Below are 15,514 nucleotides of genomic sequence, written 5' to 3'. Positions count from 1 at the left end.
AGCAGCAGGGCCGGGCAATCCATTGCGTCCGCAACCGATCCGGAGAACCGACCGCCATGCATTCGAATCCTTTCCGCCTGCGCAGCGCGCGCCTGCTCGCCGCGCTGACCCTCGCCACGACGGCCGTTGCCGTGCACGCCGCCGACTGGATCGTGTCCGGCAACGACGGCAAGTACCAGCGCGTCGAGGGCCGCGACACCTATCTGCCTGCCCCGCCCGCCGACACGCTGACGCTGCTCGACGCCAGCACCTTCCCGCCGAAGGTCGCACTGCAGGTCGACGTCGAGAACGGTATCCAGGGGCCGCCGCAGGCCGTCGCGATCACGCCCGATGCGAAGCTCGCGCTCGTCGGTGCGCCGACGCGCTACGACACGGCCGCGAAGCAGCTCGTATTCGACACGTTTCTACAAGTCGTGAATCTCGACAGCGCGCCGCCGGCGATCACGCGCATCGAACTCGGCACGCATCCGCAAGGGATCGCGATCGACCGCTCGGGCCGGCTCGCGCTCGTCGCCAACGTCGACGGCAGCGTGTCGATCGTGCGTATCGACGGCACCCACGTGACGCTCGACGGCAACCTGAAAATCGGCAAGAAGCGGCTGGCCGGGATCAGCTTCACGCACGACGGCAAGCATGCGCTCGTGTCGCTGCGCGACGAGCAGGGCATCGCGGTACTGAACGTCGACGACGGCAAGGTGACCGACAGCGGCACGCGCCTGAGCACCGGTGTCGCGCCGTACACGATCGACGTGTCGAGCGACAACCGCTGGGCCGTCGTCAGCAACGTCGGGCTCGCCGGGCTGCCCGGTTACTCCGGCACGCTCGCGGGCGACGCCGATTCGGTCGCGCTGATCGACGTGTCGCGCGTGCCGTTCCGCACGGTCCAGTACCTGACGGTGCCGTCGCTGCCGGAAGGCGTCGCGATTTCGCCGAACGGCAAGTGGATCGCCGTGCAGGCGATGGACGGTTCGAACCTGACGGCCGACAACCCGGGCCGCCACAAGCTCGGCAAAGTGCTGCTGTTCGAGATCCGCGACGGGCAGGCCGTGAAGGTGAGCGAGGCGCCCGGCGGCGAAGCCGCGCAGGGCATCGTGTTTACCGCCGACAGCCGGCACGTGATCGTGCAGTTCAACGTCGAACGGCAGCTTGCGCTGTATGCGGTCGACGGCGGCAAGCTGCGCGATACGGGCAAGCGGATCGCGCTGACCGGCGGCCCGTCTTCGCTGAGGACGTTGCCGCGCTGACGCGCCGCCGCGCGCTTCGTCAATTCTTTCGCATCCCTGAGTGAACGGGGCGCCCGGAGTCGCCGGACGCCCGTCGCCGCACATCCCGCTCCGGCTGGTTGCAACGCAACAAACGCCGGCAATTTGTGCTCAAAGCCACTTAAATCCCAATTGTTTAGTTAAACAAACTGAAAATTCGGGAAACTTCTTGTGGTGAATAAACAGTCGTTACGGCACTGTTAAGTCCCCGGGAAGGGAGCGCCGGATGCGGTGGCGATTCGGTGGGCAGCACGCCCGCGCCCGCCGCGGTAGCGGCAGGCGCCGGAAATTCGCAAGCGGAAGTCTGCGCGGCGCCGATTGGGGGGCAGCCGGCGTCGCGCCGCGCAAGGTGGCAAGCCTGGCGGCGCGTCGGAACATCGTCGACGCCGGATGATTCGTTTAATTAACGGTACTAAACGAAAATGAAAAATCCACGACTCTTGATCGTCGCTGCACTGACGTGTGCGGCGCTCGCCGCGTGTGGCGGCGATGACGTGAACGGTACGTCGACCGCCGGCAACGGCGGCACGGACGGGCCATCGACATCGGGTCCATCGCAACCGGGACAACCGGGGCAGCCAGCGCAACCGGGCCAGCCGTCCACGCCGACGCCCACGCGTACCAACATGCAATTGACCCAGTTCGTCAACCCGCTGATCGGCACGCAGGTCAACGGCGACTCCGGCTACGCGGGCAACGTGAACCCGGGCGCCACGGTGCCGTTCGGGATGGTCGATTTCGGGCCGAACACGCCGCGCTACAACTTCAACGGGTCGGGCGGCTACCTGTCGTCGGGCGGATCGACCGGTACGATCGATTTCTTCAGCGTCACGCACTTGAGCGGCGTCGGCTGCCCGGGGCAGGGCGCAGTCGCGATGCTGCCCACCGACGGGGCGAACGCCATCGCGCCGGGCGGCAGACCGGCCGGCGTCGGATACAGCTATGCGGATGAAGTGGCTCAACCGGGCTACTACAAGGTGCGCCTCGCGAACGGCATCACGACGGAACTGAGCGCGACCGCGCGTTCCGGCCTCGCGCGCTTCACGTACACGGACAAGAACAAGGGCTTTTTCTCGATCGATGCGAAGCTGAACGGCAACAGCGATTCGGGCAGCACGAGCATCACCGCGAACAACGTGGCGCTCGCGCTCGCCAGCGACGGCCGGTCGATGAGCGGGCAGGCGGTCGCGCCGGCGTTCTGCACGCCGTACGGCACGATCTGGAATGCTCCCGTGTATTTCTATGCGACCTTCGACAAGCCGCTGCGCAAGCAAACGGGTACGTCGTCGGTGAATACCGCGAGCAACGGTGCAGCGACACTGCAGTTCGACCTGACCGATGCGGACAAGACCGTGACCGTGAAGGTCGGCATCTCGTCCGTCAGCGTGTCGAATGCGCAGGCCAACCTCGCGGCCGAGGGCGAAAAACTGGCGTTCGACGATGCGCGGACGAAGGCCTCCGCGGCGTGGAACGACCGGCTCAACACGATCCAGATCGATCAGGCGAAGGACCCGGCTGCGCTGAACGCCACGCAGAAGGCGAATCTCACGAAGTTCTACACGGCGCTGTATCACGTGTTCAGCGCGCCGACGCTCTACAGCGACACGAATGGCGAGTTCCGCAGCATGCGTCAGCCGAAGAACGCGAACGGCAGCTATCCGACCTCGGTGGACCGGACCGGCACCGTCCCGCAGCGTGCCACCGCGAACGTCAAGGACTATGCGTACAAACGTCCGGACGGCTCGCAAGGCGGCGGCGCCAATCACTACACGGGTTTCTCGCTGTGGGATACGTATCGTTCCCAGGCGCAGTTGCTCGCGATGCTCGCGCCACAGGAAGCGAGCGACATGATGCAGTCGCTCGTCGTCGACGGGCTGCAGTGCGGCGCGTTTCCGCACTGGGTCGACGGCAGTGACGATTCGACGCCGATGGCGGGCGACAACGCGCTGAACGTGATTGCCGGTTCCTACAAGTTCGGCGCGACCGATTTCGATCTGGTGTCGGCCGCGCGCCTGACGAAGCAGTCGGTGTTCGATCCGTCGAGCGCGTGCAACGACCGCGCGAGCGCGCCGGGGCTCGCCAATTTCCTGACGGCCCATTATCTGTCGCAGAGCGACGACGGCCACTCGTCGTCGGCGACCATCGAGCGCGTGCTGAGCGACCGCTCGGCGGCCGCGTTCCTGCAGGCGCTGCCTGCCAGCGTGCTGAACGCGCCGTCGGTCGGCGTGACGGCGGACAACATCGGCACGCTGTACACGCGCGCATCGTGGTGGCGCAACATCTTCGACTACCCGAACAAGGTGATCGCCGCGCGTAACGCGCCGCCGGCCGGTGCGGCGCCCGGCACGCTGGGCACGCTCGTGCCGGGTTCGTTCCACGAATCGACGGAGCCGAACTACTTCTGGTCCTTCGCGCAGGACTGGTCCGCGCTGATCGATGCGATCGGCGGCAAGCAGGCGGCCGTCGCGCGGCTGAACAAGCTGTTCGCGATCACGACGCCGTATTCGACGGTGCCGACTTCGGGCAGCCTGAACGGCGGCGAATCGTCGAACGGCCTCTATATCGGCAACGAACCGTCGTTCCAGTCGCCATGGGGCTACAACTGGGCCGGGCAACCGAGCGGGGCGCAGTACATCCTGCCGATCATCATGGCGCAGACGTTCGGCACCGGCCGCGACGGCCTGCCGGGCAACGACGACATGGGCGCGACGTCGAGCTGGTACGTGTGGGCGACGCTCGGCATGTTCCCGGTCATTCCGTCGGAAGCGGGTCTTGCGTTGTCCACGCCGCAATTCAGCGGCATCACGGTCTGGCTCGGCAACGGCAAGACGCTGCGGCTCGAAAGCGATCAGCAGGTCGCGGCGGACGATACCGGCCGTGCCGCGTTCCCGTATATCCAGTCGCTGAAGGTCAATGGAGCCGACTATGCCGGGTCATGGCTGCCGCTGGGCAAGATCGCCAACGGTGGGACGATGCGCTACGCGCTGTCCGCGACGCCGACGCAATGGGCGGCCGCCGACAACCTGACGCCGCCGTCCGGGCCGAACGCGGACTATACGCAGATGACCGCCGGCGGCGCGTCGACTGCGATGCGCACGCAGCGCCAGGTCGGCGCGCGATAAAGGCAGGGATGCCCGCAGGGCAGCTGCGCTGCGCGCATCCGCGGAGACGATGCCATCATGGAGGACAACTACAATCCTGCCGGCGTTCTGCAGCGACAACTATCTGAACCTGATGCCGGGCGCGAAGCGGCAGATCACGATCGACCTGCCGCATGCGAACGGCGCCCCGATATCGCGCGTCGCGTTGCGGATCGACGGGTGGCGACTCGATCGGCCGAACTGCAGGCTCGGGCTCGGCGGTGTGCCGGTCGGGTTCAACGAGCGCGCGCTGACGGTCGATCAGGCGGTGGCGACGTTCGCGAGTGCCCGCGTCGCGACGTGCGTCAGGGACGCAGCAGATCGAACCCGCCGAAGACCACGACACCGCTGAGCACGATCATCGCGACGGAGTGCTGGCCGAAGTAGAGAATCGCGGCGGCAAGCCACGTCGTGATGCAGAAGGCGCCGATGCGGGCCATCGTGTGTTCCTCGAATGCGTGATGAAGCGAATGCATGCCGCACGGCGTTGGCCGCTCGCGTGGATGAGCGGGGGGACGCAGGGCAGACGAACGGAAAAGGCGACCCGGAAAGCCGCGATTGCGGCGTCGGCACAGGGTGCATGCCGCGTGCAACGGGGCGGAGAGTCGAAGCCGGCGGCCGTGGCGCGTTCGGGTCCGACGGAGCGTTCGACGTGCGTATCCAACCGGCGAAGCAGCGATTCTACCAGCGCCGCCCGCCTGCCAATCTGGCCCTTTCGCGGTCGATTGAAGTGCGCGCGGGGCAATCCACCCGGCCCCGATATTCAAGTTTCGTGTGACGAATGCCGTAAACGAACTGGAAGGCAATTTTCGCCCTTGTCACTTCGTTTACCGACACACGGACCGACACGATGCAGATCGATTTCTCCACGACCGCGCGATCCCCGCTCGCGGACAGCGGCGTGACCGCGAACGCACCCGCCGCGACGTCGTCCAGCGGCGGCGCGACGGATGCAGCGAGCACGACGGGCACGACGGGCACGACCGGCGCCACGGGCGCGACCGACACGACCCGTACCACCGGCACGAAGGATTCGACCGGCGCCACCGGCGAAACGCTCGGCGCGGCGGGCGCATCGTCGGAAGACCCGGCGGTCGCGCAGTTGAAGGCGCTGATCGAGCGGCTGCAGAAGCAGCTCGCGACGCTGGAGCGGCAGATGGCCACCGCGGCGCAGCGCGCGAAGGACGACCCGGCCGCGGCCGTCGAACAGCAGTCGCTGAGCGCGGAAGCCAGCGCGATTTCGGCTGCGCTCGCGACGGCCATCTCGCAACTCGCGGCGGCGCTCGAAAAATCCGGCGGCTCGCCGTCGGGCGGGCTGGTGTCGACGCAGGCCTGAGCGCCCGCGGCGGCACGTCGGCCGCCCGCATTACAATCGCAAGCTCGTCTCCCTCTCGAGGACGGCTGAACGATGCATGCGGAACCCGACGACGAACTCGTTCGCTTCGACGCGCACGGCGGCACGCCGCTGCCGGCGGCCGACGCGGAAGGATGGATCGACCACGACGGCGCACGCATGTGGCACGCGTCGTTCGGCCAGGGGCCGGCGGTCGTGCTGCTGCACGGCGGCCTCGGCCACGGCGGCAACTGGGGCAACCAGGTGCCGGCGCTGCTCGCGGCCGGCTACCGCGCGATCGTGATCGACAGCCGCGGGCACGGTCGCAGCACGCGCGACGACCGACCCTATTCGTACGAACGCATGGCATCGGACGTGCTGGCCGTGCTCGACGCGCTGCACGTCGACCGTGCACGCTTCGTCGGCTGGAGCGACGGCGCGTGCATCGCGCTCGTGCTGGCCGCCCGCGCACCGGAACGCGCGGCCGGCGTGTTCTTCTTCGCGTGCAACATGGATCCGGGCGGCACGAAGGAGATGGTGCCGAGCCCGCTGATCGACCGTTGTTTCGCGCGGCATCGCAAGGACTATGCGCGACTGTCCGCGACACCGGACCAGTTCGATGCGTTCGTCGCGGCCGTCAGCGAAATGATGCGCACGCAACCCGATTACACCGCGCAGGACCTCGCGGCGATCGCCGTGCCGGTGGCGATCGTGCAAGGCGAGCACGACGAATTCATCCGGCCCGAGCATGCGGCGTACTTGGCACGCACGATCCCCGGCGCGACGCTGACGATCCTGCCCGGCGTGAGCCATTTCGCGCCGCTGCAGCGGCCCGAACGGTTCAACGCGGCGATGCTGGCGTTTCTCGAGCGGCTGCCGGGATGATGCACGCACGGCCCGCCGGCGAGCGGGCGCGTGCGTCGGCCCGGGTTCAGACCATCGCGTTGTCGGCGCCCGGAATTTCGTGCGCCTTGATCTGCTTGCGCTGCAGCTTGTAGCGCAGCTTCCCGAGCATGCCGTCCTCGTGGCTGACGCGCGTGATGTTCTGCACGTATTCGTCGTCCGGTGCGATGGCCTGCGCGCCCATGATCCATCGCACGCTTTCGCGATAGTCGTACAGCGACTTGTCGTTGATGTCCGCAAGGAAGAACGACAGCGCGGCCATCGCGGCAGGGTGACCGGCTTCGGCATGTCGGCGCAGTTCGTCGACGTAGCGATGGCGCGACGGATAATCCTCGATGTCGCCGATGAACATCAGCATGCACTCGAGGCCGTCCGTATGCCCCATCTCGTGTGCCTTGCGCGCGGCCTCGACGGCCTCGGCCTGCATGCGCACGCGTTCGGCACGGTCCGTGCTGGTCTGCCCGATGTGATGGTACGTGTAGCCGAGCCGGTACGCAGCCATGTTGCCGCCGGCCTCCATCGATTCGCGGAAGTAGTGGGCGGCGCGGTACGGGTCGGCCTCGACATGCGTGCCGTCCTTGTAGAAGCAGCCGAGCAGGTAGCCGCACGAATCGCCGCCCGCCTCGTAGCCGAGCTTGCAGATGGCAAGGGCATCGGCGGGGCGCCGGTTCTCATACTCGAACGCGGTGGCGATCTGGTTCCATGCGAGCGAGCCGGGCTCGTTCTCGCGCGCGGCTTCGAGCCAGGCGTCGCCGCGCGCGTCGTCCCGCGCGAAGCCGAACGTGCCGGTGCGATGCGCATAACCGCGCAGGATCATCGCCGACGTGCAGGCGCGCGCGTCCGACGCACGTTCGATCGCGCGGGGCAGCCAGTCGCCCTGTGGATCGAGGCCGAGCGCCAGCCGCAAGCCCATCGCCATCGCGCGGTTGTCGTCGATCGGCTCGTTGCGTTCGGCTTCCTGCAGCCGCGCGTAGGCTTGTTCGTACTCGCTGCGCTTGAAGTGGCTGTACGCGAGCCAGTGCAGCGTTTCCCACCGGTGATACGGATGCAGCGCGGCCTGCGCACGCGCGAGCGTCGCGGTCATCGCGTGGCGTGCGTCGTCTTCGTCGTCGTTCGCATCGAGCGTGTTGCCGGCGTAGTCGTCGCGCCAGATCTCGTGCAGCAGCCGGTCCTTCTCGACCGCATCGAGGTGCGCGCACGCGTCGGACGCGACGAACGCGCGGATGTGATCGTGCGAGCCGCCCCAGCGCGGCTGCATGTACCAGATGAACGTGCGCATCGGGAAGAACAGCTTCGGGTGGACGTGCAGCGTCGCCTCCATCCAGTACCACTTCTCCTTGCGCAGCTTCTTGCCCTGGACCGGGCCCGGCAACGCGTCCGGAAATGCCGGCGGGCAGGCGACCGGCACGTCGGGATTCAGCCCCGAACGCGCGAACATCTGCTGCAGTTCGGCGCGCGTGGCTTCGTCGTCGGCGCCGGCGTTCAGCTGCAGTTCGGTGACGGGCCAGCGGCGCTCGCGCACGAGCTGCGCCAGCCACTCGGGTTCGCCGAACGACGACACGCTCGTGAAGATCACCATTGGCGCGCTCCACATCGTCGGCGCGAGCGCCAGCGCGCGCAGCGCGGCGACGAGCGTCAACGTCGCGCACGCATGCGCGCCGATCCAGCCGGCTTCGGTCACCGTTTCGGCCCAGCCGCCGCCGCGGTATTCGTAGGCCCAGTGGTGCCAGTAATGCGCTTCGCACAGCCACGCGTGCGCGGAGCGCGGGTTCGCGGCCTGCCACGCGCGCAGGCGCGCGAGGCCCTCGGCGCCGGCGTCGAGGCACGACTGCACGTCGGCCGGCAGCGCGTCGACGTACCGCCCTTCGGCGATGCGATCGTCGAAGCTCGCGGCGAGCGCGGCATCGAGTTGCGCGTCGAGCGCGGCGAACTCGCCCGCGCGCAGCAGCGCGTCGACGTCGCAAATGAACCAGCGGGATGTCGCGGGCGGAATCAGGTCGGCGGAAGCGGAGGACATGTCGGTATCGGCGGTCATGACGAAACGGGTTGAGGATCGAAGATGCGGTAGCGCTTCCACGGCAGCGAAAGCCAGTTTCCGGACGGATTGCGCAGGTACTCGCGCACTTCCTGCGTGGCGCGCGACGACGCGGGGCCGTCCTGGCCGCTGCCGCGCAGCCACTGCTGGCGCGCCCGCGCATACGCGAGTCCGAAGTCTTCCCAGCTGTCGAAGCTGTCCTGCGCGCGCTGGGCGTTGAGCAGCAGCACGACCCACGCGTGCTGTTCGGACGTCCAGCCGAGCAGCGCGATGCAGCGCACGAGAAATGCGGTGCGCGCGCAGTCGAACGCGAGTGCGTCGCGCACGCGCCCGACGGCGGCGAGTTGTTCGTAGAAGCCGTCGTGCGAGCGGCCGACGCCGCGGATCCAGCCCGCGAGGATCGACGGCACGCGCTGCACGATCTGCCACTCGGGCAGGTCGGCCGGCAGGTCGAGTTCGCGCCTGACCTGGCGCGCGAGCCGTTCGCGCTGCGAATCGGGCAGCGCATGGACGAGATCGTCGCAATCGCAGCGCAGCCCGTTGCGGATCAACAGGATGTCGGCCAGCGCGAGCGCCCAGCGACGGCGGTTCGGCGGCGCCTGATCGGCCTGCGCATGCGCGAGACGAACGGCCGTGGTTTGCCGCACCGGCACCGCGCTGTCGGCGCCCGCGGCCTGGTCGGCGTCGACTTCGCGCACCATCCGCGCGGCGACCCGGAACGAGCGCCACACGTACCACACGAGCCACAGCGCGACCGCGCCGAGCAGCAGTTTCAGCATGACGGGCTCCCGTCCGCCGGCACGGGCAACGCGAACGCCGCGCACAGCGCGGGATCGATCGCGATGCCTTCGATCTCGAATGCGGTCGTGGCCGGTGGTGCATTCGGTGCGCGCGCGGCCGGCAGCGCATCGGCCGGCAATGCGTGGCGCGCGGCCGCCGCGACGGCCGGATCGATCTGCCGCAGCTGGCCGAGCGCATAGGGCGCGTTGCGCAGCAGCAGCCATTGCAGCACGGCCGGCGGCTGCTCGAAATGCTCGATCAGGTGGAAGTTGTCGCTCATCACGCTCAGCAGATGGTCGGGCGAGCGCACGTCGGTGACGAAGGTCCAGGCGCCGGTGGCCGCGCCCGGCGCGTCCGGCTCGAACACGAGGCCCATGCCCTCGCAATCCGGATGGCGCTCGCCGCGCGGCGCGAGCGCGCGCAGGAACTGGCGGACGTCGTCGGCATAGCGGCGCACCGGATGACGATTCTGCTTGCCCTTGATCTGGTCGATGCGCAGGCCGTCGCCGCTGACCTGCAGGCTGATCGTCACGTGCGGCTGGTTGCCCGCGCCGCGCAGCGTGAACAGGCGCAGCCGGCCGTCCTGCGCGGCTTGCGCGTACTGCTCGCCGTAGCCGCCGCGCAACCGGCGGCGATCCGCGAACTGGCCGAGGCAGTGCTGCATGTAGTACGACTCGTACGCGAGCTCCTCGCGCAGCGCCGCATGGCTGCCGACGAATTCGAACACGATTCCGTTCGGCGTGCGCAGCACCTCGCGCAGCGCGAGGCCGCTGCTCGGCACCCAGCCCTTGTCGCGGCGCGCCTGCATCCGCTGGTGCTCGCGTTCCCACATGTCGAGCGCCATCGCGCAGGTGATGCGCTGCAGTTTCTGCGCGAGCCGCGTGCCGGCGCGCGAGCGCAGGAATTCGACCAGCACGCGTTCGCGGTCGATCAGCAGCATGTGCTCGGGATCGATGAAGTAGAGCGGCGCGGGCTCGGCGGCGGGTAGCGGCACAGCGTTGGCCGCCGGGCCGGGAGCGGCAGACGCCGCGGACGCCGGTTGCGCGCGAAACCGGCGCACGAGCCATTCGGGCGCCGGCCGGTCGGCGCCGGCGAGTGCGCGGTAATCGGCGAGCGAATCGAGCGGCTGCGCCTGCTCGAACGCACCGACGACCCAGCGGAAGAAATGGTTGCCGAGCCACGCACGGATCTCGGCGGGATCGTCGCGCTCGGTGCTGCGGCGGGCGATCGCTGCCTTGATGTCGGGTGCATTGACGACGTCGCGCGGCCGATAGGCCGACGCGGCCACGGTTTCGGTCACGGGCTCACTCTCCGGTCGGGCAGGGCGTGCGCGGGCGGTGCGCGCAGGACCCTGACGGTTCTTTTGGCTCAACGGCGAAACGGCGAACATGCGCGCGCAAGAACGCGCTGGCGTCGCGTATTCCGGTTCAGGTCGATCAGTGCGTGAACGTCACGCGAGCGCGCGGGAGCCGATGACGCGGGAGCGGGCGAGCGGGATAGGGCGATTCATGGATTCTCTCAGGTCGGATTTTATTTTTGGCTTTCGCGAGTCTACTTCGATCCGTGCGGATGAATCAATCACGCGGCTGGCCGGCGCCGCTGGATCTGACAAGACTTATCTCTTTTTCATCGATTTTCGACGCGGCGCCACCCGGCCGCCGGATTCGATGCTGTTAAAACCGGCAGGTTTTCCCGGAAAACGGGTGAGTGGCCCGGCCATGACGGCGGCCTCGTTCCCGCCTTCCACTTATCTCATAAGTTTTTCTTTCGGCTCGCGCAACATATCGTCGATTGTTGGCGGCCGGGCGGTAGCGGATAGTCCTGCTTCGACAGGCCGGTCGCCACCTTTTTCGCGCGGCGCGGCCGGATCTGTTGTCCATGCAACCATCGGAAAGAGAAGGAACCGCCCCCATGCGATTCAATGCGACACGCTTCGCCGCGACCCTGCTGGTCGCCGCATGCGCGACCGCCACGGCCGGTCGCGCGGCCGCCGTCACGCAGGACGACCTCCGCGACACCGTCACGCGCCAGATCGCGCCGCTGATGAAGCAGTACGCGATTCCCGGCATGGCGATCGGCATCGTCGCCGACGGCAAGCCGTACGTGTTCGACTACGGTGTGATGTCCAAGCAAACCGGCAAGCCGGTGACCGGCGACACGCTGTTCGAGATCGGCTCGGTCAGCAAGACGCTGACCGCGACATTGGCGTCGGACGCGCAGGAGGGCGGCGAACTGTCGCTCGCGGACCCTGCAGGCAAATATCTGCCCGAGCTGCAGGGCAAGCCGTTCGGCGTCGTGACGCTGCTCCAGCTCGGCACGCACACGCCCGGCGGAACGCCCCTGCAGGTGCCGGACAGCATCCGCGACGACGCGGGCCTGATCCGCTATCTCGACGCGTGGCGGCCCGCGTATGCGCCGGGCACGCACCGCAAGTATTCGAACGTCGCGATCGGCATGCTCGGCTGGCTCACCGCGAAGGCGATGCACCAGGATTTCGCGACGCTGATGGAGCAGCGGCTCTTTCCCGCGATCGGGATGACGCATACGTACATCAACGTGCCCGCCGCGCGCATGGCCGACTATGCGCAGGGCTACACGAAGGACGGCAAGCCGGTGCGGATGACGGAAGGCATGCTGTGGCAACCGGCTTACGGCGTGCGGACCACGGCGGCCGACCTGCTGCGCTTCGTGCAGGCGAACATGGGGATGATCCACACCGCGCCGCGCTTGCAGCGCGCGATCGAACGCACGCACACCGGCTACTTCCGCGCGGGGCCGCTGACGCAGGACCTGATCTGGGAACAGTACCCGTACCCGGTCGCGCTGCCGACGCTGCTGGCGGGCAACGCGCCGAAGATGCTGTTCGATGCGGTGCCGGCCAGCGCGATCCAGCCGCCGCTCGCGCCGAACCCGGCGACCTGGATCAACAAGACGGGCTCGACCGGCGGTTTCAGCACGTACGTCGCGTTCGTTCCCGCGAAGCGGATCGGGATCGTGATGCTCGCGAACGGCAACGTGCCGATCGAGGAGCGCGTGAAGGCCGCCTACCGGATTCTCGGGTCGCTCGGCGACGCGCGGTAACGTTGTCGCGCCCGCCCGTCGGGAAGCGTTCATGACGGGCGGGCGAGCCCGTGGTCGGCGGCTCGGGCCGGCGGCACGAGATCGCGGCCGACGGCTGCACGCCGGTCGAAGCGGGCTTCGCCTGACGCGGCCCATCATCCCGCCGCGCGCAAAACTGTTTTAGCGATTCACGCCTTCCGCCGTCGGCACCGGCCGTCGATACTGCGACGCACGACATTTCGCGGGACGGGCGCCGCATGGCCCGTTTCGCCTCCGGAGCAGCGGATGAAAGGCATCAGGATATTCGTGACGGGCGCGACCGGCTACATCGGCGGCTCGGTGGCCGCGCGGCTCGTCGCGGCAGGGCACGTCGTCACGGGGCTCACGCGCGATGGCAGCCACGCCGCGAAGCTCGCGGCGGCCGGCATCATGCCGGTCGTCGGCACGCTCGACGACACGGCGCTGCTGTACGCGTTCGCGCGCGACGCGGACTGCGTCGTCAACGCGGCGAGCAGCGATCACCGCGAGGCCGTCGAAACGATCATCGCGGCGCTGAGCGGCTCGGGCAAGACGTTCCTGCACACGAGCGGCACGAGCGTGATCGCGGACGATGCGCAAGGCGCACACGGCGACGCGATCGTGTTCGACGAAACGACGCCGATCGTCGAGCCTGCGAAGGCCGAGCGCCGCGCGATCGACCGGCTCGTGATGTCGGCCGCGTCCCTCGGCATCCGCTCGGCCGTGATCTGCAACAGCATGATCTACGGCGACGGCCTCGGCCTGCGTCGCGACAGCGCGCAACTGCCGCTGCTCGCGGCCATCGCGCGCGATGCCGGCGCGGTGCGCGTGATCGGCAAGGGGCTGAACCGCTGGTCGAACGTGCACGTCGCCGACGTCGCCGATCTGTATCTGCGTGCGGTCCATGCGGCGCCACCGGGTGGGTTCTACTACGCGGAAAACGGCGAAGCGTCGTTCGCGCAGATCGGCCGTGCGCTCGCCGCGCGGCTCGGGTTGCGCTCGGTCGTCGAATGGGACGTCGCCGATGCCGCGCAGGCGCTCGGTCACTCGCGTGCGCATTTCTCGCTCGCGTCGAACAGCCGCGTGAAGGCGCTGCGTGCGCGGCGGGAACTCGGATGGGCGCCGAAGCACGGCGCGATGCTGGACTGGATTCGCGACGAGATGCCCGTCGCGGCCTGACACGGCCGCTTCGCGTCGTCTGACGAAAAGCTGCGCGTGTTGGCGTGGCCGGCCTCCCGCTTCACCCCCGATTGTTCGGACAATATTCGCCGCGAATTATTGAATCGAAATCAACTGTGATTCGCACGCGCGCCCGCTTATCAAACCGGCGCGGCGGCACTATCGTGGCGGTTCCTGACACCGCTGACGACTGCCGACCATGAAGACGACCCTCGACGAGATGCTCGCGTTCGTGACCATCGCCGATACCGGTTCGTTGACGGGGGCGGCGGACAAACTGCACCAGCCGACCTCGGTGATGAGCCGGATCCTGCGACGCCTCGAGGAAAAACTCGATACCACGCTGATCCGCCGCACCACGCGCCGCCTCGAAGTGACCGAGGAGGGCAAGCTCTTTCTCGACTACGCGCGCGAAATCATCGCGTCGGTCGAATTCGCCGAGGAACAGATCGTCAGCCAGCGCGAGACGCCGGCCGGGCGGCTGCGGATCAATGCGGCGATGCCGTTCATGCAGCACGTGATCGCGCCGATGATGCCGGGCTTTCGCGACGCGTACCCGGCGATCGAGGTCGAACTGCATACGAGCGACGAGATCATCGACCTGCTCGAACAGCGCACCGACGTCGCAATCCGGATCGGCGAGCTGCGCGATTCGACGCTGCATGCACGCCGGCTCGGCAGCAGCCGGCTGCGCATTCTGGCGAGTCCGGCTTATCTGGAGAAAGCCGGCGTGCCGACGCGTGTCGCCGATCTCGCGAACCATACGCTGCTCGGTTTCGTGCAGCCGGAGACGCTGAACCACTGGCCGCTGCGCACCGCGGACGGCGACGTGTACCGCATTCATCCGGCGCTGCAGGCGTCGAGCGGCGAGACGTTGCTGACGCTCGCGCTCAATGGCGCGGGCATCGTATGCCTCGCCGACTACATGACGGGCACGCATCGCCGCGATGGCAGCCTCGTCGAACTGCTCGTCGACGACACCATCGAGTTTCGCCAGCCGATTCACGCGGTGTTCTATCGCAACACGACGCTGTCGTCGCGCATCGTCAGCTTTCTCGACTATGTGAGCGCGCCGTTGAAGGCAGGCGGCGACATCGATTGACGTCGATGCCGCCCGCACGGGTTCACGCGACGTAAAAAGGGCGGCGGGTTCGCATGACATCGAACCCGTCGCCCTTTGCGCATCGCTCGAAGCGAACCGCGTGCTTACTGCCCCAGCGCACTCATCAGCCTGACCCGGCTCAACGTTTCCTCGGTGCGCGCCTGGGCGAGCGAATCCTCGGCCGCGAGCAGCGTACGCTGCACCTCCAGCGTATCGATGAACGCCGATTCGCCGCTGCGCCACGACCGGTTGATCTGCGTATACGCATCACGCGCATTCGACACCGCGCGCTCGAGGCGCTCGGTCCGGCCGTGATTCCGGGCGGTCGCGGCCGCCGATGTCTCGACGTCGCCGACGGCCGTCAGCACCGCCGTGCGATAGGCGGCGAGTGCCTGGTCGGCCTGTGCGCGCCGCAACGCGACGACGCTGCGGCGCCGGCCGCCGTCGAACAACGGCGCGCTCGCGCCGGCGCCGGCCATCCACGCGAGCGAACGCGCGAGCGACGCGCCCGAGAAACCGTCGATCGCCGCGCCGATCACGCCGATCAGTTGCAGGTGCGGCTTCAGGTCGGCCTCGGCGACGCCGATGCGCGCATAGGCCGCGACGACGCGCGCCTCGGCCGCGCGCACGTCGGGCCGCCGGCGCAGCAGGTCGGCCGGCGTGCCGATGCCCGGCGCGGCGGCGGTCCACACCGGCGCGGGC

Annotated in this window: 13 protein-coding genes; 8 read left to right on the top strand and 5 right to left on the bottom strand. The window is 68.3% G+C overall.

The genetic code is table 11. The features are described from left to right. The first annotated feature begins 56 nt into the window (after window positions 1-56). From MMB92_RS26335 to MMB92_RS26325, 3 genes are all read left to right on the top strand, one after another. Complete coding sequence (locus MMB92_RS26335) at window positions 57-1,244, top strand: beta-propeller fold lactonase family protein (protein ID WP_034203920.1); 1,188 nt, start codon at window positions 57-59, stop codon at window positions 1,242-1,244. Between the two features lie 644 nt (window positions 1,245-1,888). Further along, on the top strand, window positions 1,889-4,384 hold the full coding sequence (locus MMB92_RS26330; RefSeq protein WP_200061848.1) for a glycoside hydrolase domain-containing protein: 2,496 nt from the start codon (window positions 1,889-1,891) through the stop codon (window positions 4,382-4,384). 49 nt (window positions 4,385-4,433) lie between these two features. Further along, window positions 4,434-4,754, top strand: a complete 321-nt coding sequence (locus MMB92_RS26325) for a beta-mannosidase (protein WP_185716441.1) — start codon at window positions 4,434-4,436, stop codon at window positions 4,752-4,754. Here the strand turns inward: MMB92_RS26325 and MMB92_RS26320 are convergent. Next, window positions 4,708-4,842: a hypothetical protein gene (locus MMB92_RS26320; RefSeq protein WP_006767081.1), complete on the bottom strand. Its 135-nt coding sequence runs from the start codon at window positions 4,840-4,842 to the stop codon at window positions 4,708-4,710. The genes MMB92_RS26325 and MMB92_RS26320 overlap by 47 nt on opposite strands. A 410-nt stretch (window positions 4,843-5,252) precedes the next feature. On the opposite strand from MMB92_RS26320, the gene MMB92_RS26315 reads away from it, so the two are divergent. Further along, the gene (locus MMB92_RS26315; protein ID WP_200061849.1) at window positions 5,253-5,738 is read left to right on the top strand and encodes a hypothetical protein; all 486 of its coding nucleotides are present in this window, start codon (window positions 5,253-5,255) and stop codon (window positions 5,736-5,738) included. Window positions 5,739-5,810: 72 nt separating this feature from the next. Next, a complete protein-coding gene (locus MMB92_RS26310; RefSeq protein ID WP_048988535.1) occupies window positions 5,811-6,620 on the top strand; it encodes an alpha/beta hydrolase in 810 nt (269 codons plus the stop codon). 46 nt (window positions 6,621-6,666) lie between these two features. On the opposite strand, the gene MMB92_RS26305 is transcribed toward MMB92_RS26310, so the two are convergent. From MMB92_RS26305 to MMB92_RS26295, 3 genes are read right to left on the bottom strand one after another with little or no spacing between them, the layout of a single operon-like run. After that, window positions 6,667-8,655, bottom strand: a complete 1,989-nt coding sequence (locus tag MMB92_RS26305; protein WP_233633718.1) for a DUF4034 domain-containing protein — start codon at window positions 8,653-8,655, stop codon at window positions 6,667-6,669. 14 nt (window positions 8,656-8,669) lie between these two features. Further along, on the bottom strand, window positions 8,670-9,452 hold the full coding sequence (locus tag MMB92_RS26300) for a DUF1266 domain-containing protein (RefSeq protein WP_200061852.1): 783 nt from the start codon (window positions 9,450-9,452) through the stop codon (window positions 8,670-8,672). After that, the gene (locus tag MMB92_RS26295) at window positions 9,446-10,753 is read right to left on the bottom strand and encodes a hypothetical protein (RefSeq protein WP_163122446.1); all 1,308 of its coding nucleotides are present in this window, start codon (window positions 10,751-10,753) and stop codon (window positions 9,446-9,448) included. Before MMB92_RS26295 ends, MMB92_RS26300 begins: the two co-directional genes overlap by 7 nt. 611 nt (window positions 10,754-11,364) lie before the next feature. Here MMB92_RS26295 and ampC point away from each other — a divergent pair. The 3 genes from ampC (at window position 11,365) to MMB92_RS26280 (ending at window position 14,812) form a co-directional block, all read left to right on the top strand. Next, complete coding sequence (ampC, locus tag MMB92_RS26290) at window positions 11,365-12,534, top strand: class C beta-lactamase (RefSeq protein ID WP_006485212.1); 1,170 nt, start codon at window positions 11,365-11,367, stop codon at window positions 12,532-12,534. A gap of 264 nt (window positions 12,535-12,798) precedes the next feature. Then, window positions 12,799-13,710, top strand: coding sequence for an NAD-dependent epimerase/dehydratase family protein (locus MMB92_RS26285; protein WP_006497951.1), 912 nt, complete (start codon window positions 12,799-12,801; stop codon window positions 13,708-13,710). A 199-nt stretch (window positions 13,711-13,909) separates the two neighbouring features. Next, on the top strand, window positions 13,910-14,812 hold the full coding sequence (locus MMB92_RS26280; protein WP_200061853.1) for a LysR substrate-binding domain-containing protein: 903 nt from the start codon (window positions 13,910-13,912) through the stop codon (window positions 14,810-14,812). A 104-nt stretch (window positions 14,813-14,916) separates the two neighbouring features. Here MMB92_RS26280 and MMB92_RS26275 read toward each other — a convergent pair. Further along, window positions 14,917-15,514 (bottom strand): TolC family protein (locus MMB92_RS26275; protein ID WP_277563038.1); only part of this gene is annotated, 598 nt, incomplete at its 5' end.

This window comes from Burkholderia sp. IO2 (genome assembly GCF_029522185.1).
Taxonomy (GTDB): Bacteria; Pseudomonadota; Gammaproteobacteria; order Burkholderiales; family Burkholderiaceae; genus Burkholderia; species Burkholderia cenocepacia.
Note: the sequence above shows the minus strand (reverse complement) of the source record. Positions and strands in the feature narration are given on the sequence as shown.

Bases quoted from the DNA above. Each gene is read 5' to 3' on its own strand.
- MMB92_RS26285 (WP_006497951.1), top strand. From the start codon at position 12,799: ATGAAAGGCATCAGGATATTCGTGACGGGCGCGACCGGCTACATCGGC.
- MMB92_RS26320 (WP_006767081.1), bottom strand. From the start codon at position 4,842: ATGGCCCGCATCGGCGCCTTCTGCATCACGACGTGGCTTGCCGCCGCG.
- MMB92_RS26315 (WP_200061849.1), top strand. From the start codon at position 5,253: ATGCAGATCGATTTCTCCACGACCGCGCGATCCCCGCTCGCGGACAGC.
- ampC (WP_006485212.1), top strand. From the start codon at position 11,365: ATGCGATTCAATGCGACACGCTTCGCCGCGACCCTGCTGGTCGCCGCA.
- MMB92_RS26280 (WP_200061853.1), top strand. From the start codon at position 13,910: ATGAAGACGACCCTCGACGAGATGCTCGCGTTCGTGACCATCGCCGAT.
- MMB92_RS26325 (WP_185716441.1), top strand. From the start codon at position 4,434: ATGCCATCATGGAGGACAACTACAATCCTGCCGGCGTTCTGCAGCGAC.
- MMB92_RS26330 (WP_200061848.1), top strand. From the start codon at position 1,889: ATGCAATTGACCCAGTTCGTCAACCCGCTGATCGGCACGCAGGTCAAC.
- MMB92_RS26305 (WP_233633718.1), bottom strand. From the start codon at position 8,655: ATGTCCTCCGCTTCCGCCGACCTGATTCCGCCCGCGACATCCCGCTGG.
- MMB92_RS26335 (WP_034203920.1), top strand. From the start codon at position 57: ATGCATTCGAATCCTTTCCGCCTGCGCAGCGCGCGCCTGCTCGCCGCG.
- MMB92_RS26300 (WP_200061852.1), bottom strand. From the start codon at position 9,452: ATGCTGAAACTGCTGCTCGGCGCGGTCGCGCTGTGGCTCGTGTGGTAC.
- MMB92_RS26310 (WP_048988535.1), top strand. From the start codon at position 5,811: ATGCATGCGGAACCCGACGACGAACTCGTTCGCTTCGACGCGCACGGC.